The organism is Nostoc sp. FACHB-152 (assembly GCF_014697475.1).
Lineage (GTDB): Bacteria > Cyanobacteriota > Cyanobacteriia > Cyanobacteriales > Nostocaceae > Nostoc_B.
This window is the reverse complement of record NZ_JACJRV010000005.1, coordinates 84913-109994: the sequence shown is the minus strand read 5'-3', so window position 1 is coordinate 109994 and position 25082 is coordinate 84913. Positions and strand designations below refer to the sequence as shown.

General features: G+C 40.1%; 21 protein-coding genes. All 21 read left to right on the top strand.

Annotated features, from left to right (window positions below; translation table 11 throughout):
- The first annotated feature begins 35 nt into the window (after positions 1-35).
- The 21 genes from H6G76_RS07035 (at position 36) to H6G76_RS06935 (ending at position 25046) form a co-directional block, all read left to right on the top strand.
- Positions 36-941 carry a DMT family transporter gene (locus tag H6G76_RS07035; protein WP_190697535.1) on the top strand — a complete coding sequence of 302 codons (906 nt, stop codon included), beginning with the start codon at positions 36-38 and terminating at the stop codon, positions 939-941.
- Between the two features lie 52 nt (positions 942-993).
- A complete protein-coding gene (locus H6G76_RS07030) occupies positions 994-1596 on the top strand; it encodes a LysR family transcriptional regulator (protein WP_190697532.1) in 603 nt (200 codons plus the stop codon).
- The gene (locus tag H6G76_RS07025) at positions 1596-2294 is read left to right on the top strand and encodes a cupin domain-containing protein (protein WP_190697530.1); all 699 of its coding nucleotides are present in this window, start codon (positions 1596-1598) and stop codon (positions 2292-2294) included. The genes H6G76_RS07030 and H6G76_RS07025 overlap by 1 nt, the downstream gene beginning before the upstream one ends.
- 13 nt (positions 2295-2307) lie before the next feature.
- Positions 2308-3102 carry an SDR family oxidoreductase gene (locus H6G76_RS07020; RefSeq protein WP_190697527.1) on the top strand — a complete coding sequence of 265 codons (795 nt, stop codon included), beginning with the start codon at positions 2308-2310 and terminating at the stop codon, positions 3100-3102.
- A gap of 45 nt (positions 3103-3147) precedes the next feature.
- Entirely contained in the window at positions 3148-8037 is a 4890-nt protein-coding gene (locus tag H6G76_RS07015; RefSeq protein WP_190697524.1) for a non-ribosomal peptide synthetase, read from the top strand.
- 71 nt (positions 8038-8108) lie between these two features.
- Positions 8109-8885: an SDR family NAD(P)-dependent oxidoreductase gene (locus H6G76_RS07010; RefSeq protein ID WP_190697521.1), complete on the top strand. Its 777-nt coding sequence runs from the start codon at positions 8109-8111 to the stop codon at positions 8883-8885.
- A 29-nt stretch (positions 8886-8914) separates the two neighbouring features.
- Entirely contained in the window at positions 8915-10711 is a 1797-nt protein-coding gene (locus tag H6G76_RS07005; RefSeq protein WP_190697518.1) for an ABC transporter substrate-binding protein, read from the top strand.
- A gap of 82 nt (positions 10712-10793) precedes the next feature.
- Entirely contained in the window at positions 10794-11768 is a 975-nt protein-coding gene (locus H6G76_RS07000) for an isopenicillin N synthase family oxygenase (RefSeq protein WP_190697515.1), read from the top strand.
- A gap of 58 nt (positions 11769-11826) precedes the next feature.
- Positions 11827-12816, top strand: coding sequence for an isopenicillin N synthase family oxygenase (locus H6G76_RS06995; protein WP_190697512.1), 990 nt, complete (start codon positions 11827-11829; stop codon positions 12814-12816).
- Positions 12817-12851: 35 nt separating this feature from the next.
- Positions 12852-14021 carry a hypothetical protein gene (locus H6G76_RS06990; protein WP_190697509.1) on the top strand — a complete coding sequence of 390 codons (1170 nt, stop codon included), beginning with the start codon at positions 12852-12854 and terminating at the stop codon, positions 14019-14021.
- Positions 14022-14054: 33 nt separating this feature from the next.
- A complete protein-coding gene (locus H6G76_RS06985) occupies positions 14055-15575 on the top strand; it encodes an MBOAT family protein (protein WP_190697507.1) in 1521 nt (506 codons plus the stop codon).
- Between the two features lie 31 nt (positions 15576-15606).
- Positions 15607-16317, top strand: a complete 711-nt coding sequence (locus H6G76_RS06980) for a class I SAM-dependent methyltransferase (protein ID WP_190697504.1) — start codon at positions 15607-15609, stop codon at positions 16315-16317.
- Between the two features lie 103 nt (positions 16318-16420).
- Entirely contained in the window at positions 16421-18259 is a 1839-nt protein-coding gene (locus tag H6G76_RS06975) for a carbamoyltransferase (RefSeq protein WP_190697501.1), read from the top strand.
- A 5-nt stretch (positions 18260-18264) separates the two neighbouring features.
- Complete coding sequence (locus tag H6G76_RS06970; RefSeq protein ID WP_190697498.1) at positions 18265-18672, top strand: SxtJ family membrane protein; 408 nt, start codon at positions 18265-18267, stop codon at positions 18670-18672.
- Complete coding sequence (locus H6G76_RS06965; protein WP_190697495.1) at positions 18672-18836, top strand: DUF5989 family protein; 165 nt, start codon at positions 18672-18674, stop codon at positions 18834-18836. The genes H6G76_RS06970 and H6G76_RS06965 overlap by 1 nt, the downstream gene beginning before the upstream one ends.
- Before the next feature lie 10 nt (positions 18837-18846).
- Positions 18847-20133: an SGNH/GDSL hydrolase family protein gene (locus H6G76_RS06960; RefSeq protein WP_190697493.1), complete on the top strand. Its 1287-nt coding sequence runs from the start codon at positions 18847-18849 to the stop codon at positions 20131-20133.
- A 14-nt stretch (positions 20134-20147) separates the two neighbouring features.
- Positions 20148-21239, top strand: coding sequence for a GDSL-type esterase/lipase family protein (locus tag H6G76_RS06955; RefSeq protein WP_190697490.1), 1092 nt, complete (start codon positions 20148-20150; stop codon positions 21237-21239).
- A gap of 5 nt (positions 21240-21244) precedes the next feature.
- On the top strand, positions 21245-22204 hold the full coding sequence (locus H6G76_RS06950) for a carbohydrate-binding protein (RefSeq protein WP_190697488.1): 960 nt from the start codon (positions 21245-21247) through the stop codon (positions 22202-22204).
- 49 nt (positions 22205-22253) lie between these two features.
- Positions 22254-23138, top strand: a complete 885-nt coding sequence (locus H6G76_RS06945) for a carbohydrate-binding protein (RefSeq protein WP_190697485.1) — start codon at positions 22254-22256, stop codon at positions 23136-23138.
- Positions 23139-23283: 145 nt separating this feature from the next.
- Positions 23284-23970 carry a radical SAM protein gene (locus tag H6G76_RS06940; RefSeq protein WP_190697482.1) on the top strand — a complete coding sequence of 229 codons (687 nt, stop codon included), beginning with the start codon at positions 23284-23286 and terminating at the stop codon, positions 23968-23970.
- A 68-nt stretch (positions 23971-24038) separates the two neighbouring features.
- Positions 24039-25046, top strand: a complete 1008-nt coding sequence (locus H6G76_RS06935) for an isopenicillin N synthase family oxygenase (protein ID WP_190697479.1) — start codon at positions 24039-24041, stop codon at positions 25044-25046.
- Positions 25047-25082 lie beyond the last annotated feature (36 nt).

Genomic DNA, 25082 nt, shown 5'->3' with positions numbered 1-25082 from the left:
CCTCCTGCCTTTTATAAACAAGTGATAAATGTAACATGAAAGTAGATGACTGCAACCAATCCACGCAAAACGGCCTGCATATTTGGGGCATAATTGCGATCGCGATCGTTAGCCTGATCTGGGCGACGACTTTTCCATTAACTAAAGATGCAGTCACTAGCTTTTCGCCAGCTGTACTTACCGCTAGTCGTTTCACTGTTGCTGCTGCAATATTTACCCCATCCCTACGTTCCCTCAACGCTGAGATATTACGCGATGGCATAGTTTTAGGGCTACTACTTTTCGTTTGCTTTACCTGCCAAGCGGTTGGGTTAGAAACTGCCAATGCCAACCAAGGCGGATTTATTTTCAGCCTGAATGTAATCATCGTACCCCTGCTAGGGGCTTTCTTTGGTCAGTCCTTGCTGCTGAAAACGGTACTCGCCGCCGCAATTGCCCTCACAGGCATCGGTATTATGTGCTGGGAAAATGGTTCTCTAGGTATGGGTGACTTGCTGTTATTTGGCGATACCTGCTTTTACGGGGTCTATATGCTAGTACTTCAGGGAACCGTACAACGCCATTCAACCCTTACCCTCACTGCTATCCAACTTTGGAGTATAGCAGTATTAAGTGCCATCTGGGCTGCACCAGAGATAGTCGGACAATTTGAGACTCTTAGCAATAACTATAGTGTTATCCTTTACCTCGGTTTAGTCGGGACTGCTGCCTGCATCTGGTTAGAAACAATAGGTCAGCAATGGATTTCTGCTTCTGAAGCTGCGCTATTGTGTACCCTCGATCCGGTACTCACCTCTGTTTTTTCCTTTTGGCTACTAGGAGAAAAGTTTGGAGTACGCGGTTTAATTGGCACAGCTTTAGTACTAACTGCATTGATTTTAAGCCAGAGTAAGTCTCAATATATAGACCGAAAATTAATATTTGGTACAGACGATGTTTAAGTATTAATATTTTTAACTCTCTTTCTTTCAATATTAGATTTTGGTTAAAACTATGCTGAAATTTTCAATTGAATTTCGACCTCCTACTCCTCCTAGCAAAACTTTAATTATTGGGACATTGGGGCCTAGTGGTACTAGTAGTGACTATGCTTCAACTCATATAATTAAACAATTAGAATCAGAGAAATTATCAGGAGAAATTCAGTTATTTGATACCTTCCCAGATGTCAAAGAAGCCTTACTCCAAGGCAAAGTAGATTTGGCTGTAGTTCCTCATGCTTACCACTCGATTAATGAGTTTTATATGGAGCCAAGCCTTGATTTAGGCTTCATTTTTATCTATCCAACTCCAGTTTATGGATTAGCTAAAAAGAAAAATACAGAGGTAAATTTTAAAGGAGCAAGAATTGTTACCCATCCTGCACCCTTACCTTTATTGTCGAAACTTTTACCAGAATCAGAAGACCAATCAGAAATTCAAGTTGATTTGTCTCCTTCTACTAGCGATGCAGCGATTCAAGTTCAAAAAGGTTTAGCAACTCTAGCCATTACTAATAAAAATGCTGTGGAAGCGTATGATTTAGAGTTTATTTCTACTTATGGGAAAATTCCTATGAGTTGGTCAATTTTTTATAAAAAAAATAGCATAAACTAATGAGTAAATATTTTCCTACACCCAAAGTTACACAACTCAACTCAGATGTAGAGTTAATTGCCTTCGATTGTCAAGATACGCTTGTGCAACTAGTGTATCTAGCACCAGGGGCAACTTTTCCCCTACATCAACATCTCGAAAGTCAAATGGGGATGATAATTTCTGGACGTTTAGAAATGAACGTTAACGGCATTAAAGAAATTATTGAACCACTACAACAAGCTTATATTGCTAATGCTTATGTTCCTCACGGTTCTGTAAATATTTTTCCAGAGACAGCACTAGTATTTGATGTCAAACGTACTATCAATTCTTCCCCATCAGTAAAAGTAGATGAAGTATTTATCAATGTAACGCCGAAAAAAGATGAAACTACAGGCTTTTTCTGCGAATATGTTGTTGCTTCTTGGTTTGAAATCGCGATTATCAAAATACCACCGGGAGGAGTAATACCGATTAATAAATCTAATAAAGAACAAATGGGAATCATCCTCAACGGTCAATTGATAATAACTGTGAAAGAGGAACAGCAACTAATAGAATATGGTAGTATTTATTATGCTCCAGCTAATATTTTATGTAGAGGATATAATTCCTCTGATGAGACAGTAAGTTTGGTCAAAATTTTGATTCCTCCTTGTTCTAATTTAGCTGAACAAGAAGCTAAAATAACTGCGCGATCGCTAACTGCTACCTAGAGGACTATTAAGTATGGATTTAGGACTATCAGGGAAAGTAGTTTTAGTGACAGGTGCTAGTGCTGGTATTGGTTATGCCATATCTGAAAAACTAGCAGCAGCCGGCTGTCATTTAATAATTTGTGGTAGGAATGCCGAAAGATTAGAACAAGCCTATCAGCAATTGGTGAATTCTCCAGGCAAAATTATTACCTGTTGTGCTGATGTTCACCAAGCAACTGACTCTGAAAAATTAGTGGAGTTAGCCCTCAATCAATTTAATAAAATTGACATTTTAGTTAACAATTCTGATGGAGCTAAATTTGCCAGCGTTGCAGTAGAAAATATATCTGATGAAGATTGGTCAACTGTATTTGAAGGGAAATTAATGGGCTATATCCGCATGACTAATCTGGTTTTACCTACTATGAAAAATCAGAAATGGGGACGGATAATCAATATTATTGGCACATCTGGTAAAGAACCTTCGCCACGTTTAATCAAATCAGGTGTAGCGAATGCAGCATTAATCAACTTTACCAAATCTGTAGCTACCCAAGTTGCCAAGTGGAATGTATTAGTTAACTCTGTTAATCCCGGCATTATTGATACACCAAGACATAGAGAATATTTAGAAGTATTCGCCCAAAAAGAAAACCGAAATATTGAGGAGATTATAGCAGGAATAGATAACAGCATTCCTATAGGTCGTCGTGGACTTTCTAGCGAGGTGGCTGATTTAGTAGCTTTTCTGAGTTCAGAATGCGCCAGTTATATCACAGGTGTAACTATTCCAGTTGATGGTGGATTATCGACGGCAGCTTTTTAAGTGATTTAGTTAGATTTAATAAAAATATATTTAATAAATAAAACAATGGTCGCTATACAAAATCAAAGTAAAAATAAAGATATCGAAGCCATTTATCCCCTCTCAGCAATGCAACAGGGGATGCTATTTCACACTCTTTATCAGCCAGAATCAAGAATATACTTTGAGCAGTTTCGCTTTACGCTGCATGGCAACTTAAATCAAAGTGCATTTGAGCAAGCTTGGCAACAGGTGGTGCAGAGGCACTCGGCTTTACGCACTCTGTTTGTTTGGAATAACCGCAAACAGCCACTGCAAGTAGTAAGGAAACAAGTTAGTTTACCTTGGATTAACAAAGATTTACGTTTCCTCTCACCTGAGGAACAGCAAACAGAAATTAATTCTTATTTAATCACCGATAAAGAAGAAAGTTTTGCACTGGATAAAGCTCCCTTGATGCGCTTTGTGTTGTTTCGGTTAACAGACGAGACTTATCATTTTATTTGGAGCTTTCACCATATATTACTTGATGGTTGGAGTTGGCCGATTCTCTTTAAAGAAATATTTGCTTTTTACGATGCGATCGCCAATCATCAACAATTATATTTAACGCCATCTCGCCCTTACCGAGATTATATTAATTGGTTACAGCAGCAAGATTTATCTCATGCAAAAGAATTTTGGCGGCGGACTCTGGAAGGTTTTAATGCACCTACCCCTTTAGTTGTAGAACAAACTGGAGGGCAGATTTCTCAGCAGCAAACTAGTTATATTCGACACCAAAATTTATCAGCCGAGGCAACTGCTAAATTAAAAGCTTTTGCTCAACAACATCATCTCACCGTTTCTACCTTGGTGCAGGCAGCTTGGGCATTGTTATTGAGTCGCTACAGTGATGAGTCTGATGTAGTATTTGGGGCTACAGTTTCCGGTCGTCCGCATCACTTATCTGGTGTTGAGTCGATGGTAGGTTTGTTTATTAATACTTTACCTGTACGGGTAAAAATTCTGGAAACAGCCGATTTGTTGCCTTGGCTTGTGCAGTTGCAACAAGAACACATAGAAAGGGAACAGTATTCATACACCTCACTGGTAGATATTCAAGGCGTAAGCGAAATTCCTCGCAATCAACCATTGTTTGAAAGCATTGTGGTGTTTGAAAATTATCCAGTCAACGCCACGCTGCAAGCACTTCCGGGAAATTTGCGAATAGCCAACCGCCAAGCTTTGGGCGAAACGAATTATCCGCTAACTGTGGTGGCAATTCCCGGTGAAGAACTGGCAATTAAAATTAACTACGATCGCCAACGGTTTCATGCAGATACAATTGACAGAATGATTGGTCATTTGCTGACACTATTGCAGGGAATTGTCACAAATCCGCATCGTCGTGCAGCCGAACTACCACTCCTCACACCAGCAGAACAAGATTTACTGTTAGTAGAATGGAACGCTACCCAAGCCGTCTATCCCATCAAAGATTGCATCCATCAATTATTTGAACAGCAAGTTGAAAAAACACCCGAAGCTGTAGCGGTTGTCTATGAGAATCAACAATTAACTTATCAAGAGTTAAACCAACGCGCCAATCAACTAGCCCACCATCTGCAAAATTTGGGTATCAAACCAGATGCGCCTGTAGGGATTTGTTTAGAACGTTCTCTAGAAGCGGCAATTGCCATTTTAGGAATCCTCAAAGCTGGCGGTGCTTGTTTTCCCCTTGACCCTACATATCCGCCAGAGCGTTTAGCGTTTATGCTGGCTGATACTCGTGCTAACGTCGTATTAACTCAGGCTAGTTTAAAGCCATTGCTAGAGAAAGATTTCCACCACCATCTAATTTTGTTAGATCAAGGATGGGAGGAGATAGGAAAAGAATCTGATATCAATCTTCAAACTGATGCACAAGCGCATAATTTAGCCTACATCATTTATACTTCCGGCTCTACCGGCACTCCAAAAGGTACGCTTGTCCCTCACAGATCCCTCACCAACTTAGTAGAATACCATCAAGCACAGATGGCTACAGGCGTGGGCGTGCTTCAGTTTGCTTCCCTCAGCTTTGATGTTAGCTATCACGAAATGTTTGCGGCGTGGGGTTTAGGCGGTACGCTGTATATGATTAGCGAAGGCGATCGCAAAGATTTAGATAAATTAATTAAGTTACTAGCAAAAGAAGCAATAGGAAAAGTATTTCTTCCCGTCACCCTTTGGCAACAATTAGCAGAAATATACGGAGAAGAAGTACATCTATTTAACAACATTAGAGAAGCGATCGCCTGTGGCGAACAATTGCAAATTACCCAACCCATGATTAAGCTGTTTCAACGTCTAGAGAATTGTAGACTTTACAATTTCTACGGCCCCACAGAAGCAGACTTGGTTACAGCTTATACCTTTAGCCAGCAACCAGAAACATGGCCAATTTATCCCCCCATTGGTAAACCTGCCGTTAACGTGCAAGTTTATCTCTTAGACCGCAATTTACAACCCGTACCGATTGGCGTTCCTGGCGAACTTTATGTTAGCGGAGATGGTTTAGCCCGTGGCTACCTCAACCGCCCAGATTTGACAGAACAGAAGTTCGTGCCAAATCCGTTTGAGGAGGCAGGAGACAGCACTCAGCACTCCCAAACAAAACTATACAAAACAGGCGATTTAGCTAAATATTTACCAGATGGCAACATCGAATTTTTAGGACGGATAGATGATTTAGTCAAAGTTCGGGGTTTTCGGGTAGAACTTGGCGAAGTAGAAGCCGTTTTGAGCAAACATCCGCACATCAACCAAGCCGTCGCTAAGGTGTTTGGAAAAAGTGCTAGAGAAAAATATTTAGTCGCTTACTTTGTCCCCATTCAAGGACAGACAATCACCGTTGAAGAGTTGCGTGATTTTCTGCAAGACCAGTTGCCCGATTATATGATTCCATCGGCTTTTGTGCAGGTAGAGTCATTTCCCTTAACCCCTAATGGTAAAGTCAATCGTCGCGCTTTAACAGAACCGACAAATAGCCGCCCAGAATTAGTGCAAACCTTTGTTGCACCCCGCACTCCCACAGAAGAAATTTTGGCAGGTATTTGGCGGGATGTTTTAGGGTTAGAACAAGTTGGGATTTACGATAACTTTTTTAATTTAGGGGGACATTCATTACTAGCTACACAAGTAATTTCCCTGACGCGCAAAGCATTTAAGATAGAATTATCCCTGCGGAGTTTATTTGAATCTCCTGCGATCGCATCATTAGCAAAAATCGTCGAAACAGCTTCACAACAAGAAAATTTGCCGGAAATTGTGCCTGTGCAATTACCAGAGGCAACACAGCCAATTTCCTTAACTCAGCTAGAGTTTTGGTTTTTCGAGCAATTCTATCCTGGTAATCCTGTATACAACTTACCGCTAGTTTATCGTGTCATAGGTGCGCTGGATGTACAAGCGTTAGAGGAGAGTTTAAGAGAAATTGTCCGCCGCCACGCAACATTGCGAACCACCTTTAAAGTAGAAAATGGACAAGTAGTTTATGCAATTTCCCCTGAACCTGTATTTGATTTTATTGTTATAGAAGTACAAGATATAGCGGAAGCGAAACAACAAGCAGAGAAAGAAATTAAGCAACCTTTCAATTTAGCGCGGGGGCCATTATTGCGAAGTAAGCTTTGGCGGTTAAGTGAAACCGAGCATTTACTTGTTGTGACTACCCACCATATTGTTGCTGATGGTTGGTCTTTTAGCGTGTTGACTCAAGAATTAGCAACGCTGTACGAAGCTTTTTCGCAAGCTAAACCCTCCCCGCTAACAGAGTTACCCATCCAATATGCAGACTTTGCCCATTGGCAACGGCAACTATTACAGGGGCAAGTTTTACAATCACAGATGGAATTCTGGAGACAACATCTAGGTGTTACTCCTCCGATATTACAACTACCAACCGACCATCCACGCCCAACTGTGCGAACCTTCACAGGTGCGCGTCATCCCATAGTTATTTCCAAAGACTTAACCAAAGCACTCAAAAACTTGAGTCAGGAAGAAGGCGTAACCTTATTTATGACCTTGTTAACAGCACTCAAGACATTACTTTTCTGCTACACAGGACAACCAGACATCGTGGTTAGCAGTACAGTTGCTAATCGTACCCGAAGAGAAACAGAAGGACTGATTGGTTTCTTTGTCCACTTATTGCCATTCTGCACAAACTTAGAAGGCAATCCCAGCTTCCGCGAACTACTGCGGCGAGTTCGAGAAGTAGCTTTAGGAGTGTACGCACATCAAGAAATGCCCTTCATCAAACTAGTAGAAGAAATACAACCAGTTAGAGATTCTAGTTACACACTACTAGCGCAAGTGATGTTTGTTTTTCAAAACACTCCCGAAGATGATTTAAAACTAGCAAATTTGACTTTAAAAGAGGAGTTTATAGCCACAGATACCAAAGACACAGCCGAATTTGATTTGAATTTAACACTCCAAGAAACATCCCAGGGAATTGAAGGCGCGTTAGTCTACAGAACTGATTTATTTGCAGCTAATACTGTTACCAGGATGATAGAAGTATTTAAAAAATTATTGGAACATATAGTTACTAATCCTAACCAACGTCTTAATGAACTTCCCTTTTTAAACGAAGGCGCGAATTTACCAATTCAAAATCACAAATTATTAGTAAATAAACATAACGAATTTACTGAACCTAAAAACCCCATTGAAGAAACCATATTAGCTATTTGGCAAGAAGTCTTAGGGTTAGAACATATCAGCACACAAGATAACTTCTTTGACCTGGGAGGACATTCTGCACTCGTTCTAGAACTCACAGACAAAATACAAAAAACCTTGCAAATAGAACTAACCTTAACTTTCCTATTTGAAAAACCAACTATTATCCAACAAGCAAAAACTATCAGCAATTTACTAAACAAATATTTATTTCACGCAGAGCCGCAGAGACACAGAGGCTAAACTCTCTCTGCGCCTCCCCGCCTCTGCGTGATAAATCATCTTAAAACCACCCTCACTCAAACAAAAAAACTGTGAAACCCTCCCTTTTTGACCTAACAGGTAAAGTCACCATTATCACCGGATCTGCAAGAGGTATCGGCAGAGCGATCGCACAAGGATTAGCATCTGTAGGTGCAAAGGTTGTAGTTGCCGATATTAAAGCACCCGAAGCCCAAAAAACCGCACAAATAATTCAGGAAGCTGGAGGCGAAGCGATCGCCATCCCCACCGATGTCAGAAATCACCAAGATTGTTTACGCCTAATTGAACAAACTCTAGACAACTATCACAGACTCGACATTATGGTGTGTAATGCCGGCATTGACATTATCAAACCGGCGGCTGTTTTAGACGAATTCGAGTGGGATAACATCATCAACGTCAATCTCAAAGGATACTTCCACTGCGCTCAACTGGCAGCTAAACAAATGATTGAACAAGGGACAGGCGGTTCAATTATTATGAACTCCTCCATCGGCGGTGTAGTGGGGATTGCTGGTTCAGCAGCTTATACAGCATCGAAAGGGGGTGTAAATTTATTAGTGCGATCGCTCGCCCTAGAATGGGCAGATCATAATATTCGCGTTAATGGTTTTGCTCCTGGTTATATCGACAACATTATGGAAGGTACGGAAGAATTTCGCCGTCCACCACAAGAAGATCAGCAACACCTCAGTGCTGTGATTCCCATGCGACGACGCGGTAAACCAGAAGAACTCATCGGCCCAGTGATATTTCTCGCCTCTCAAGCAGCTTCTTATGTAACAGGGGAAGTCTTGATGGTGGATGGGGGATACAGCGCGATGTAATCAAGGTGAAAGAATCTGGGAACACAACTATGCCAAGTTTAAGGAAATTTACTTCTATACGCCAATGGCGATTGCCAGTTCTACTAGGATTTATCCTGGGGATTGTGGCAATCGCAGTAGCTAGTTGTGAGCAAACTCAGCTGTTAGCCAAACCAGTAAACGACTCTCAAATTATTATTAGTAGTTCTGTCGAACCTAACACCTTTAACCCTCAACTCATGGAGCAGGGAGCAGGTATTTTAACTTTTATCTATGAAGGGTTAATTCGTGAGAATGGTCAAGGAGAAATTCAACCAGCCTTAGCCGAATCGTGGAAAATTTCTGAAGACCAAAAGCACATTACTTTTACGCTTAGAAAAGGATTGAAATGGTCAGATGCTAAACCTCTGACTGCTGATGATGTAGTGTTTACTTATCAAGATATTTATACCAATCCGGCTATTCCTTCCTATGCCAAAGATTTCTTACAAATAGGACAAAATCGCCAATTTCCGATAGTTAAAAAACTGGATAATTTGCGTGTTGAATTTACACTGCCAGAACCTTTTGCTCCCTTTCTGCGGACAACCAAACTTGAAATTTTACCGGAGCATATATTACGAGATAGTATCACCAAAAAAGACTCCGCAGGTAGACCATTATTTCTTTCAACTTGGGGTACAGACACACCACCAAACCAAATTATCAGCAACGGTGCTTATAAATTAGAATCTTATATTCCAGGTGAACGGATAACTTTTCGTAAAAATCCTTATTACTGGCGTAAATATAATCAAAACTACTCTCAGCCTTATATTGATCGCATTATTATTAGTACTGTGAGTAATAATGATACAGCATTAATTCAATTTCGTTCTGGCAGACTTGACTATCTTGATGTAAATTCCAACTATTTTTCATTATTAAAACGAGAAGAAAAAAAAGGCAAATTCACAGTTTATAACGGTGGTTCTCAAATAGGAACTACAGCAATGATGTTTAATTTGAATACAGGGGTGAGAAATAATCAGCCTTTAGTTAATCCGATTAAATCTCGTTGGTTTAATACAGTAGCATTCCGCCAAGCAGTTGCTCACAGCATCAATCGTCAGCGTATGGTCAATAACCTATATGCGGGGGTAGGAGCGTTACAAAATTCACCCATCGCTGTGCAAAGCCCTTACTATCTTTCTCAAAAAGCAGGTTTACCAGTCTACGACTATAACCCACAAAAAGCAAAAGCATTACTTATCAAAGCAGGTTTTCGATACAACAATCAAGGTGAGTTATTCGATAGCGATGGGAACCGAGTCCGGTTTACACTCACCGCTAATGTCGCTAATAAAGTCTTGCAAAACATGGCTCCACTAATTCAAGAAGATTTGCGTCAGATAGGAATACAGGTAGATTTGAATTTAATTGCAGTGGGATTAGTTGTAGATAAATTAACAAATCGTCTCGATTGGGATTGTCAAATTATTGATGGTTTTCCCATGACGATAGAACCCAACGAAGCAGTAAATATTTGGGCTACTAAAGGGAATTGGCATTTTTTTAATCGCCAACCTCAAGCCGGACAAGTACCAATTACTAAACAGCGAGTGGCAGATTGGGAACAAAATATTTCTGACCTCTACATTCAAGGTGCAGCAGCAAAGGAAGCAGAACGAAAACAAATTTATGCAGAAACTCAAAGACTAAGTCAGGAATATTTACCGTTTATCTATTTAGTTAACTCATTATCAATGGTTTCTGTACGCAATCGCATTCAAGGCATAAAACACTCAGCTTTACAAGGAACATTTTGGAATGTTTATGAATTAAAAAGTAATCTTATCAATAATTAATAAAAACTCCGCGTTACTTTGCGTTTACTTTGCGCCTCTCTGCGTAAAAAAAAATACGAATTATACAGAGGATTTTTTTACAATGAACCCAATCAAAGAACGTGAACCTCAATTAATTGTTTCAACACTGATTCCGGTTATTGATTTCCATCCATTTATAGTTGGTGACATGGCTGCTAAACAAGCAGTAAGCGATCGCATTTTATCTGCTATTCAAGAAGTTGGCTGTTTTTATCTGGAAAATTGTGTACCTCAAACCTTAGTCGAGCAAGTGTTTGCTCAAGCGCAGAGTTTTTTCGCATTACCACAAGAAGAAAAAGACCAAGTAAACCTACTTCCTGGTACTAGTCGCGGCTATGTGGCTCGTGGTAAAGAGAGGATATTATTAGAAGCATTCAATTTTGGTTTAGACGTTACGCCAACTGAAGCGGGTGTAACTCAGCAGCAGTTTGGTGAACCAAATCGCTGGCCTGAAAATCAAACTCAGTTTCGTCAACTGTTATTGGAATTTTTTGCAACTTGTCGTGATGCCTCTTTTAGGATTTTACAGGCACTAGCGATCGCCTTAAAACTACCACAATCCTACTTCACCGATTTCCATAAAGAACGTAACTTCAACACCTCCATCAATCACTATCCGGCTATAAATCAACCCCTGTCCCCTACAGAGACAAGGTTTGCCGAACATACAGATTACGGTAGTATTACTCTGATATTTCAAGATGAGACAGCAGGGTTAGAAGTTTGCGACGATGTAGGGGAATGGGTTGCAGCACCCTATCTACCTGGTAAAGTTCTGGTTATCCTTGCAGATTTAATGCAGCGTTGGACAAACGATAAGTTTCCCGCCACTAAACATCGAGTTCCTTTACCTTCTCAATTTCCTACTAAACCCAGATACTCAATTATCTATTTTGAGTCTCCTGATTATGATGCGGAAATTAGTTGTATAGAAAGTTGTGTAGAAGTAAACACAACGCCCAAATATTCACCAATTCTCACTCATGAATATATCAATCAAGTGACTACAGGAGGCTATACATCTGAGAAAAAATAAACTTTCTCTTCTTACCTTCTTTTTTTGTGTCCTTTGAGTCCTTTGTGGTTCGTTAATAATGACCCTAATCAACAAACTTTCAAAAGAATCTATTGTTTCCACACAGATTCCTGTTATTGACTTCCATCTATTTTTGGCAGGTGACAGAGTTGCTAAAGAATTAGTTGCTAATCAAATTGCCAGTGCTTTACAGGAAATAGGATGTTTCTATCTTAAAAATCACGATATTTCCCCAAGTTTAATTAATCATGCTTTTGCTCAAGCCAAGCATTTTTTCGCACTGCCATTAGAAGAAAAACAACAGATAGCCTTAACAGAACAGTGTCATCGAGGATATATCCCTATAGGTAGTTCAAGTATACTCAGCGAACAATTTTACTTTGGTAGAGAAATGAAACCAGAGGAATTAGATAAGCTAAATCATCCATTTCACAAACCGAACCAATGGCTACAAAATCAACCAGAGTTTCGGGAAGTAATGTTGCAATTCTTCGTTGCTTGTCATGCAAGTACGCTGAAAGTTCTTGAAGCTTTAGCCATTGCTTTGAAATTGCCTGATTCCTATTTTTCTGAGTTACATTTTGAGCAAAATCATGCTGTAGGATTGCATCACTATCCTGCTGCATCTCAACTTCCCCAAGCCCAAAATGTTCGCTTGGGAGAACATACAGATGGAAATACTATTACTTATGTATTTCAACATGAAATAGAAGGTTTAGAAATTTGTACCAAAACTGGAGAGAGAGTTCCAGTCACTTTAATTCCTGATACGGTTATCGTCATGGCAGGAGAAGTTTTGCAGCGATGGACAAACGATAAAGTTTATGCCACAAAACATCAAGTTTCTATCCCCTCTAAAACCCAAAAAATCCAACCAAGATACTCCTTTGCTTTTTTTGCATCTCCTAATAATGATGCTGAAATCGTCTGTCCCGCAACTTGTTTAGACGCAAATGAAACTCCAAAATATCCACCGATTTTAACAAGTGAATTTTATATCCAAAGAAATAATAACAATACATCAATTTTAACTTCCTACAAAAATTAAACTTGTTCGTCTTTGCATGAAACAAAAATACGACAATGAATATAGATATTTTAACCAAGACTATACCAAGACCAGTAGTGATGTTTTTTTATAGCATGATATTTGTGCTTGCTGTGATTTCAAGTGCTGGATTAATTAATATATTTTTACCATCTTCTAATATTCCTCAAAATCTTGATGATATTAGTACTAAATTTGAATATTTTGCTAAATATAAAGATGATTATGATGTGATTTTTTTGGGGTCTAGTACCACATATCAAGGAGTTGTCCCCAAAGTATTTGATGAAACAATGGCAGCTAATGGTAGGAGGATCAAATCTTTCAACTTTGGAATTATGGGGGCAAATATAGCTGAAATGGATTTTTACTTAGAAAAAATTTTAGCTTTAAAACCAGCAAACTTAAAATGGATATTTTTAGATTGTTTAGTTAACGGTTTTATGGAGAATGCGCCAACTGCGGCTAAAAATGTTTACTGGCATACTCCTCTTAAAACAATAGAAAATTTTCAATTAATTGCAGAATCAAACTATGACTTCAAAGAAAAAATTAGAGGATTTTATGCAAATTCAATCAGCTTTATCTATCGATGGTTAGGAATTGGTTATTTTTCTAGTTTTTGGCAGCAAAGCCCGGATAAATTACCAGCAACTGGATTACAAAAAGTAACCTCTAGTGACAAATTACTACAGGAAGCTGGATATTATGCAATGGATTGGATGAAAGATAGTGAGGAATGGAATAAAACTTTCCAATCTAAATATTTGGAGAGTTATCAACAGAGATTAGAAAAAGCAAAATCAGGAGTTTTTGAGCAAAATAAATCATCTACATATCCAAAAAATTCCTCTGGTATTAAAATCATTAATAAGGTTATTCATAAAATTGATAAATCGGAAAGTTCTAGCAATAATAAAATTGTACCTGTGTTCTTGATTCCTCCAGTCCTAGATTCTGATGCTGACCCTAATTCTATTATGACAGCTTACGATTTAGGATACATTTCAACACTATTTGCTTTCAATAATCCTAATACTTTCGCCACTTTATATGAACTCGATCGCCGCGCTGATGGTAGGCATTTAAATCACCAAGGGGCTGAAGAATTTACCCGGATTTTGGCAACAGAGTTTTCTAAACATCTGAAGTTATCTCAAAATGGAATATCTCAACGATCGCCTATATCTATAAGTCAGAATTGATGTTGTAGACGTTAATTTTCCCATAAAATCAATATGGTATTTACAGAATTTCGTTTTATATTTTTCTTTATTCTTATTTTCTGCGTCTACTGGGCTTTGCAGAAACAAAATCATCGTAAAACCTGGTTGCTAGTCTGTAGTTATATCTTTTATGGTGCTTGGGATTGGCGGTTTCTCTCCCTGCTTTTGCTTTCGACAGTGGTTGATTACTTTGTGGGTTTGATGCTATCTAGACCACAGGTAGATAGTGCCACAGCAAAAGCAGAAATTCCCACAAGCGAGGCTATTAAGGAGGGATGGAAAAATTTATTTTCTTGGGATGCCCTGCTAACTAAACCACTAAATCAGCAGCAACGCCAAGGATGGTTGATACTTAGTTTAGTTGTAAATTTAGGGTTATTAGGATTTTTTAAATACTATAATTTCTTTGTTGACTCTGCCTTACATTTATTAACTTTTTTAGGATTATCTGTTAGTGTTACAACCTTGCAAATTATTCTGCCGGCTGGCATTAGTTTTTACACATTTCAAACCCTAAGTTATTCAATTGATGCGTATCTAGGTAAAGTCAAACCTGTTAGAAGTTTTTGGGATTTTTCTTTATTTGTATCTTTCTTTCCACAATTGGTTGCCGGGCCTATTGTCCGGGCATCTACATTTTTGCCGCAATTACTAACATCCAAAAATTTAAACGACGTTGATTTTCGGGGATGTTTAACGCTGTTTTTGGTGGGATATTTTAAGAAAGCTTGTATTTCGGATAATCTCTCTCCGTTGGTAGACCAATATTTCACGAATCCGGAGATTTATACTGCCTTAAGTTGTTGGGTTGCTGTAATTGCTTTTGTAATCCAAGTATACTGCGATTTTTCTGGCTATTCAGATATGGCGATCGCCTGTGCAGGGTTACTTGGCTACAAGCTACCCCTCAACTTTAATTTTCCCTACTTCTCTAGCAATATTACTGAATTGTGGCAACGTTGGCACATTACCCTCTTCACCTGGCTACGAGACTATATTTATAGCCCTTTGATGAAAATGCGTCCTAGAGAACAACGCACAGAACTTTTTAGGTATAGAAATATTCTCATTTTGATGCTTACCTCTGGGTTCTGGCATGGTGCGGCGTGGCATTTTGTAATTTGGGGAGGTTTGCATGGCATCGCTTTAATTGTTCACAAGCAATGGTCATCTTGGCTTGCTCCTTATAAGCAATTGTTGCCACTGAGAAATATTGTAGGTCTTCCCGTCACATTTTACTGGTTTTGTGCCTCGGCAATCTTCTTTCGCAGTAACGATATTATCAGTGCCATACAAATAGAGAAAGCTTTTTTATTCCTAAATTCTCCTGGTTCTGAAAATATAAATATTCAAATTGCCTGGTTTTTTCTACCTTTAATTATTCTGCACTGGGCTGCTTATAAGGGTTGGTTAACAGACTGGTGGCAGAAAATTCCTAAATGGAGTTTTGCCGTTTTTTATGGGGCATTAGTTTCACTAATACTTAGATTTACAGCAATCAATCCTCAACCATTTGTCTATTTTCAGTTTTAATTATCTTTGACATTTATCCTAATTAAAAATCATGAGTAAAAACACCATTTTAAAACCAATTAAGTCTTTTTTTGACTATGTATCATTTAACCTGCAATATGAATTAATGCTTTTATCGTATCGAGGTAAAAACAGAAAAGAAGTTTTTAATGATATATATTATCGTAATAGATGGGGTGGTCAGGAATCTATTTCTGGCAGAGGTTCTACTCTGAAACAAACATCGGTAATTATCCAAAAACTACCAAGGTTACTAGAAAAACTTAATGCCAAAATAATGCTTGATGCTCCCTGTGGAGATTTTTATTGGCTAAAAGAAGCACAACTTAATTTAGAAAAATATATCGGATGTGATATTGTTGCTGATTTAATTACCACAAATCAAAGTAGCTATGGGAACGAAATCAGAGAATTTATCAATCTCGATTTAGCAACAGATCCACTGCCGCAAGTTGATTTAATTTTCTGTAGAGATTGTCTCGTACATCTTTCATTTAAAGATGCTCTGGCTGTAATTAAAAACTTTAAAAAAAGCAATTCTACATATCTATTAACAACAACTTATCCGGGAATAATCGAAAATAAAGATATTGTTACCGGTGATTGGCGAGCCATCGATTTACGATTACCTCCATACAACTTTCCTGATGTGCTGGAAATTATTGATGAAGAATCCACGGAAAGAAAAGACTACCCACAAAAGAGTTTGGGTTTGTGGAAATTGAGCGATATAGATTTATAAAACAGGGAACGCACAATAAAAACATACTCTAAGTGAAAAAAAATAAATACGACTAAAACTTTCTTTCCTCCTGCCTTTTTAAAAATAGGAGTTTTATATAAAAATGCGTATTCTAGGAATTTCAGCTTATTACCACGATAGTGCCGCCGCCTTAGTTGTGGATGGTGACATTATTGCCGCCGCACAAGAGGAACGTTTTTCCCGCAAAAAACATGATGCGAGATTTCCTAAAAGTGCGATCGCTTATTGTCTCCAACAAGCAAATATTAAATTACGAGAAATAGACCAAATCGTTTTTTACGATAAACCATTGGTCAAATTTGAACGACTCCTAGAAACCTATCTCGCCTACGCACCCAAGGGATTAGCTTCTTTTATTGCAGCGATGCCAGTTTGGTTAAAGGAAAAGCTTTATCTAAAATCACTGTTAAAAAAAGAACTATCAACCCTCGGAGATTGCAAAAAAACGCAATTACCCCAACTTTTATTTACTGAACATCACCAAGCGCACGCCGCCTCGGCCTTTTTCCCCAGTCCTTTTGAACGGGCGGCGGTACTGTGTCTCGATGGAGTAGGAGAATGGGCAACTACCTCAGTTTGGTTAGGAGAAGATAATCAACTTACTCCCCAATGGGAAATTGATTTTCCCCATTCTCTAGGACTGCTGTATTCTGCCTTCACCTACTACACAGGTTTCAAGGTCAACTCTGGGGAATACAAACTCATGGGTTTAGCACCCTACGGTGAACCCAAATATGTAGACCATATCCTCAACCATCTTTTAGATCTCAAAGAAGATGGCACATTTCGGTTGAATATGGACTACTTCAACTACACCACGGGGTTGACCATGACTACCCCGAAATTTCATGAATTATTTGGTGGTGCGCCACGGGAAAGCGAAGGGAAACTCACCCAACGCGAAATGGATATTGCCCGTTCCATCCAAGAGGTGACAGAGGAAGTCGTTTTGCGTTTGGCGAGAACGGTCAAAAAGGAACTGGACACAGACTATCTTTGTTTAGCTGGAGGAGTCGCTCTAAATTGCGTCGCTAATGGTCGCATTTTACGAGAAACAGGTTTTCGAGACATTTGGATTCAACCCGCCGCCGGAGACGCAGGAGGCGCAGTTGGGGCAGCCTTAGCTATTTGGCATCAATATCACGAAAAGCCGCGCATTCCTCATGATGGGGATGCGATGCGGGGCGGTTATCTCGGCCCTTGTTTTGGGAAAACAGAGATTCAAGACTATCTCCAGTCCGTGAATGCGCCTTTCCAATACTTAGAAGATGATCAACTCATGCCTCATCTGGCGGAAATTCTCGAACAAGGTAATGTTGTAGGTTGGTTTTCTGGACGGATGGAGTTTGGCCCCCGCGCTTTGGGTGGTCGTTCAATCATTGGTGATCCTCGCAATCCCAAAATGCAATCGGTGATGAACCTGAAAATCAAATATCGTGAATCCTTCCGTCCCTTTGCCCCTTCTGTTATAGCAGAACAGGTTTCTAACTACTTTGAACTTGACCGTCCCAGCCCTTATATGCTTCTGGTTGCACCAATTCACCCCGAACTGCGGATTCCCATGACATCAGAACAGGAGGAGTTGTTTGGGATTGATAAATTAAACGTCAAGCGATCGCACATTCCCGCCGTCACTCATGTAGACTACTCCGCGCGGATTCAAACTGTTCATCAACAAACTAATCCGCGTTATTATGACCTGCTGCGGCATTTTCAAGCCAAAACAGGTTGTGCAGTTTTGGTCAACACATCCTTTAATGTCCGGGGTGAACCCATTGTCTGTACACCCGAAGATGCCTATCGCTGTTTTATGCGAACCGAGATGGATTACTTGGTCTTAGAAAACTTTATCCTCGCCAAATCCGACCAACCCCAGGTACAGAAAGACGAATCTTGGAAAACAGAATTTGAATTAGATTAACGCCTATGAACGAGATACAACAACTTGATCGCAAAGGACTACGGGATTTTGGACTGCTTGGCGGTGCGATCGCTGCCGGATTATTCGGTAGCCTCTTACCCCTACTCCATCACGAACCCTTACCGATTTTACCTTGGGCGATCGCTGGCATCCTGTGGGTGTGGGCGCTCATTGCCCCCGCTACCCTCAATGGTCTTTACCAAATTTGGATGAGAATTGGACTGGTTTTAGGTTGGATTAATACTCGGATAATTCTCAGTATTCTTTTCTATACCTTAATCATGCCAATTGGTATAGTGATGCGGTTCTTATTCCGTCATGATGCGATGGCAAGAAAGTTCGATGCTGACGCAAAAACCTATCGCATTATCAATCAAGTAAAACCTATAAACACAATGGAGAACCCTTTCTAATGTTTGATACAACACAAGACTTAATTAAAGATTTGTGGGGATTACTGAAAGAACGCCGTAAATTCTTCCTCTTTCCCCTCATCGTCACATTATTACTTTTAGGTGTCCTGATTGTCTTTGCACAGTCCTCCGTACTTGCGCCCTTTATTTACACACTATTTTGAGGAAAGAGAGGTGGCAACATCGTCATTACCCTTAAAGCGGTGGGTAGCGGTAACGCTGACCCTAGCTTTATTGCTAGGCGGAATTGTCTTGGGGCTGGCTGTCGTAGAAATTGGCTTACGCATTGCTGGCATTGAATCCAAGACATTTTATACCTACGACCAACATAGAGGTTGGGCAGGAAGACCATATATAGCTGGCTGGGTGCATGATGAAGGGGAAGCCTACATCCAATACAACAGTGAAGGTTTCCACGACCGAGAACACTCCCCGATTAAGCCACCTAATACTTTCCGTATTGCCTTGTTGGGAGATTCTTTTACAGAAGCACGCCAACTCCCACAAGCACAAGGAATCGCCGCCGTCATCGAACGCGCACTGAAAACTTGTCCCACCCTCGCAGGTCATGACGTAGAAGTGATGAACTTCGGAGTTAATGGTTATGGAACTGACCAAGAACTCATCACCTTACAGGAAAAAGTTTGGAACTATTCACCAGACTTTGTACTTTTAAATTTCTATCCCGGCAATGATTTGATCAACAACTCCCGCACTCTCGCCGAAAAAATGGTGAGTACAACTGCTATGGATGATAGCTCACTGATGAAACCTTTTTTTGTTAATCAAAAAGGTGATTGGGTGGTTGATGACTCATTTGTCAATATGGATATTTATCGTTCACAAAAGTCATGGTGGCATCAAACTTATCTCCAACTTCAAGACCATTTGCGGATTTTACAACTGATCAAACAAGCAAAATACGCTTTCCCACTTCCGCATCAAGAGAATAAAAAACCAGACACTCAGTTAGCAACCAAACCCGCAATACTATCTCCGGTCACTGACCCTGAATGGCAGAATTTCTTGAAGCAAACAGAATGGCTTGTTTACAATACTGCAACCGATCCTGAATGGCAACAAGCATGGCAACAAACAGAAGGACTAATTCGCTTAATACATAATCAAACAATTGTTAAAAAAGCGAGTTTTGCAGTAGTTACGCTAACAACTCCTCTGCAAGTTAATCCCGATTCTAGCGTGCGTCAGCGTCAGGAGGTATCAGGAGTAACAGATTGGTTTTACCCAGAAAAACGACTAGCAGCGTTAGGAGAAAAAGAAGGTTTTACCACAATCAATTTAGGACAAACTTTTCAGGCTTATGCCGAGCAAAATAATGTTTGCTTGCATGGGTTTGATAATACTTTTCGCTGCGACGGACATTGGAATGCTTTAGGACATCAGTTAGCAGGAGAAATTGTGGCTAAACAACTATGTCAACAATCTATAATTCGTAATTAAAAGAGTAACAAGTAATGCGAAAAATCAAGCCTTGGCTACAAAATTTATTCCTCATGCTGGCTGGAGTTATAGTCGGGCTGTTAATCGTTGAAACTTTTGCCATTACTACCGGAGTTGCTACCCCGCAAAAGTCCAAGGCGCAAATTTTTTATCAGTTTATTCAACCCGATACTCAATTAGGCTACAAGCCAAAATCAAACCTGAAGGATTTTAAAACTGTTTGGCAAGAAGCAAAAGTTACGGAGATCGCCAATACAGATAGTTATGGATTTCGCAATCTCGGCAGAGATTATACCAAATCAAATTTATATTTTATTGGAGATTCATTTACCTGGGGGCAATGGGTAAATGAACAAAAAACATTTCCCAGACTTGTAGAAGCAAAATTGCAGCAGCCAGTCATTAATTTAGGTGTTCCTGGTTATTCTTTCGCCCAATATGAAACATTGTTTAATGAATGGATTGCAAAATATAAACCTCAGAGAGTAGTCTTATCTATAGTTTCTAATGATTTGACTAACTATTCATCGGATATTGGTCAAAAGATATATAATACTCTTAAACAAAGAAGTTTTTCACCTTGGTATGAAAAAAGTTTTTTATATCAATTTGTTTTAAAAAATAACAAAACAAGCTTGCCAGCAGCAACCGCAAATTCTATTTATAAAGAAGCCAAAAATGGTTTAACTCTATTTAATTTAGGGCTGGCAGCACCAGAATCAGGGGTAGGTGTAGATAGCGATTATTTAACATCTGGTGGTGTTGTCAAAGTAGAAGCGGCATTAACACGAATTATTAACTTAACAAAGAAAAACCAAGTTAAGCTGTTTGTTTTTCTTGTACCTTCAAAAGAATCAGCCTATATCAAAGATTACGCTCAATTATTTCCTGAAAGTGTAGCTTTACTTAAAAATGAAGAAATTGGTTATCAGCGTTTATGTGATCTGGCTAAATCACAAGATATAACTTGTGTCAATTTAACAGATGATTTTAGGAAAAATAGCAACCAAGAAAAGCTTTACTTTGATATCGATGGTCATTGGAATGCTGCGGGACATCAACTAGCAGCCGAAGTAATTTTAAATACCCTCAATCATAATTCATAATTCACATGAGCCAAACAACCACCGAGCAAATATCTCATGAAATGCCACCTCTGGAAATGGAAATTCCAGATGTGTCACTACGTATGCCCTATCCTCCACCAACCCCATACCCGATGATGGGTGCTGCTTCCACAGAAGATATGCCAAGGTTTGCTATGGATGGCGAAAAGCTTGGCGGCTACTCTCAGTATGGTATTGCTGCGACTTCGGGGGCAGAAAATCGATTAGATGTTTTGACGATTGGCAAGGATAGTGCTGTTTACTACAAGAGGTGGAATGGCTCTATTTGGAGTGATTGGGAAAGACTTGGGGGTTACTGTATTTCTGCACCTGCTGCGGTTTCGAGAGGAGAAAACCGACTTGATATTTTTGCGATTGGGGGCGATCGCTCCGTCTACTATAAAAGCTGGGATGGTTCAACCTGGAGTGATTGGCTAAATCTTGGCGGCTACTCCCAGTATGGTGTGGCGGCTGCTTCTGGCGGAGAGAATCAGCTGGATGTGTTTATCGTTAACTGGGATGGTGCGATATACCAAAAGTCTTGGGATGGTTCAATCTGGGGCAATTGGGAGAGGCTAGGAGGGTACTGTATTTCTACACCAGCTGCGGTTTCTTGGGGATTAAACCGGATTGATACCTTTGCATTGGGTAGCGATCGCGCAGTCTATCACAAGTATTGGAATGGTTCAAACTGGGTTGGTGGGGAAAAACTCGGCGGCTATTCTCAGTATGGTGTGGCGGCTGCTTCTGGGATGGAGAATCGGCTAGATATCTATATTATTGCTCGTAATGGTGCTGTGTATCAGAAGTATTGGGATGGCTCTAACTGGATTGGTTGGAATAATCTAGGTGGTTACTCGATTGCTGCGCCGGCTGCGGTTACTTCAGCACCAAAGCGTGTTGACACTTTTGTTTTGGGGAGTGATCGCGCAGTGTATCACAAGTGGTATGGGGTGGGGAATTAAGAATTTGTCTCACGCAGAGGCGCAGAGAGTAGGAGTTGAAGAGAGAGAAATGACAACAAGCAATTTAATTACAGCAGCAATTGGTATGCCCTTTCCGGCGATGAGTCCCGCATCAAAAGAAGATATGCCCACATTTTCTAGTGATGGGGAATATTTAGACGGATACTGTCAATATGGTGTAACAGCTACTTCTTGGTCAGAGAATCGGCTAGATGTCTTACTGACTGCGAGTATTGGCCCTTTATGGCATAAGTGGTGGGATGGCTCAACTTGGAGCGATTGGCAAAGACTGGGAGGTTACTGTATTTCCTCGCCAGCTGCGGTTTCTTGGGGGAAGAACCGCATTGATACCTTCGTTTTGGGTAGCGATCGCGCCACATACCGAACATGGTGGGATGGTTCAAGTTGGAGCCGTTGGGAGAACTTGGGCGGTTACTCTCATTATGGAGTCGCCGCCACTTCTGGTGGTGAGAATTTGCTAGATATTTTTACTGTTGGCTTTGATGGTGGGATGTACCATAAGCGGTGGAATGGTTCAGCGTGGGATGAGTGGGAAAATCTCGGCGGTTACTGTGTTTCTGCGCCAGCTGCGGTGGCTCGTGGGATGGATTGTATTGATACCTTTGTGTTAGGCGGGGATGGTGCGATTTATCACAAACGCTGGAATGGCTCAAATTGGAGTAGTTGGCAAAATCTGGGCGGGTATTGCCAGTATGGTGTGAGTGCTACTTCTAGCTCAGAAAATAGGCTAGATATCTTTACTGTTGGCTGTGATGGTGCAATGTACCGTCAGAGTTGGGATGGTTCAGCCTGGAGTGATTGGCAGCATCTCGGAGGTTATTGTACTTCTGCCCCGGCTGTGGTTGCTCGCGGGAACTGCATTGATACCTTCGTTGCGGGTGGCGATCGCGCCGTATACCACAAATGTTACTAGCTTGAAGACTAAGTAAGTCGGTGAGAAAAAACCTATGTTACGAAAATTTAACTAAGCTAAAAACCTCTTCCCTTCTGCCTCCTGCCTCCTGCCTTATCCCCACTACAAATATTTACGCCGTTCTACTTAATTTGCAATTAAAACAATGTATATTTATCAAGTTGAAATTTCCAATTTTTGTAATCTTACTTGCTCTTACTGTCCTCACCCATCTCAAAGTAGAGCGAAAGGAAATATGACATTTTCTACATTTGTAGATGTTGTAGAATTAGCAATTGAATGTGGACAGAAAGATTTATTTCTAAATAATTTTGGTGAACCCCTAATTCATCCAGAGTTATTTGATTTTATTGCTTATGCCCAAACCAAAGGCATCGAGTGCAAGTTTATCACTAACGGGATACTTCTTGACGAAGAAAAGGCGCGGCGTTTAGCCCAATTAGGTGTGCGTGATATTTATCTTTCCGAACATCTTGTTGGGCAGAAAGAACGTATTCAAGAAATGTTTAAAGAAAAGTCCATCCCTTTATCTATTGTCTATACCTATAATCCTCATCAGCAAGAAAAGCATGATTGGGCTGGGCAAGTTACTTCTAATACTACATCCCGTCGCAGTTTAACGATGACGCTAGATAAGTACAAACCTTGCATTTTTGAAACGAAAAAGCGAGTTGTAGTTTTATGGGATGGCAGCATCAACACCTGCTGTATAGATGTGAACGGCACAGGTATTGTTGGTACTGTGAAAGACTACCTTGGCAGAACAGATGAATATGAATTTCAGCAAATTCCGCTATGTAGCACTTGTGATTTAATGCGTGACGAAGAATAAGTTTTACAGAAGGTAAAAGATTTAATTACTCAAGAAGAAATCATCAATTTTTTAGGAAAATTTTAACTATGACCTCACTCAATGAACTGACAAAGCAAACCACTGTAGCATCCCAGATTCCCATTATTGATTTATATCCATTTGTTACGGGTGATAGCAATGCCAAAGCAGCAGTAGCAAACCAAATCTCTGATGCTATTCAACAGATGGGCTGCTTCTATTTAAAAAATGGAGTTTCTCAAACTTTAATTGACCAAGCCTTTACCCAAGCCGAAAAGTTTTTTGCACTCCCATTAGCAGAAAAAGAGAAAGTAGCCTCAGCAGTAACCGGGCGGAGTCGCGGTTACATACCCTTTGAGAAAATGTTCATTGGTACTCAACCAGGACAATTACACGAGTCTTTTAGTTTTGCTAATGAACTTGACCCCAACAAAGCCGCAATTGATAGTTATGCAGAGATGTTGGATGTTCCAAATCAATGGCCGCAAAATCCGCCCCAATTTCGTCAAGTCCTGCAACAATTTTTTCAGGCTTCCCAAGAATGTGCTTTGAATGTATTGGAAGCATTTGCGATCGCTTTACAACTACCAAATTCCTACTTTACCGATTTACATTCTCAGCAAAACCACGCCGGAGTCTTCAATTATTATCCCAACATCTCCCAAGCCCCCAAAACAGGACAAACTCGCTTTTATGAACACACTGATTTAGGCAGCATCACCCTGCTATTTCAAGATCAGGGAGGAGGGCTAGAAGTATACACACCTCAAGGAGAATGGATTACTACCTCTTCAGTTCCGAACACTGTTTTAGTCATGGCTGCCGATATGATGTCACGCTGGACTAACGATAAATTTTGCGCCACACCTCATAAAGTCTCTGTACCAACTGACTTCCAAAAAGTAAAAGAAAGATACTCATTTAGCTTTTTTGTCATTCCTAATTACGAAATAGAAGTCACTTGCCTAGAAGGTTTCTTAAAACTCGGTGAATCTCCCAAATATCCCCCAACATTTGTAGGCGATCATCTGCTCAAAAGAACCAAAGACCGAGCCACAAAATACGGTCGAAATTGAAACTCCGCGTACCTTCGCGCTAACCTCATACCCCTC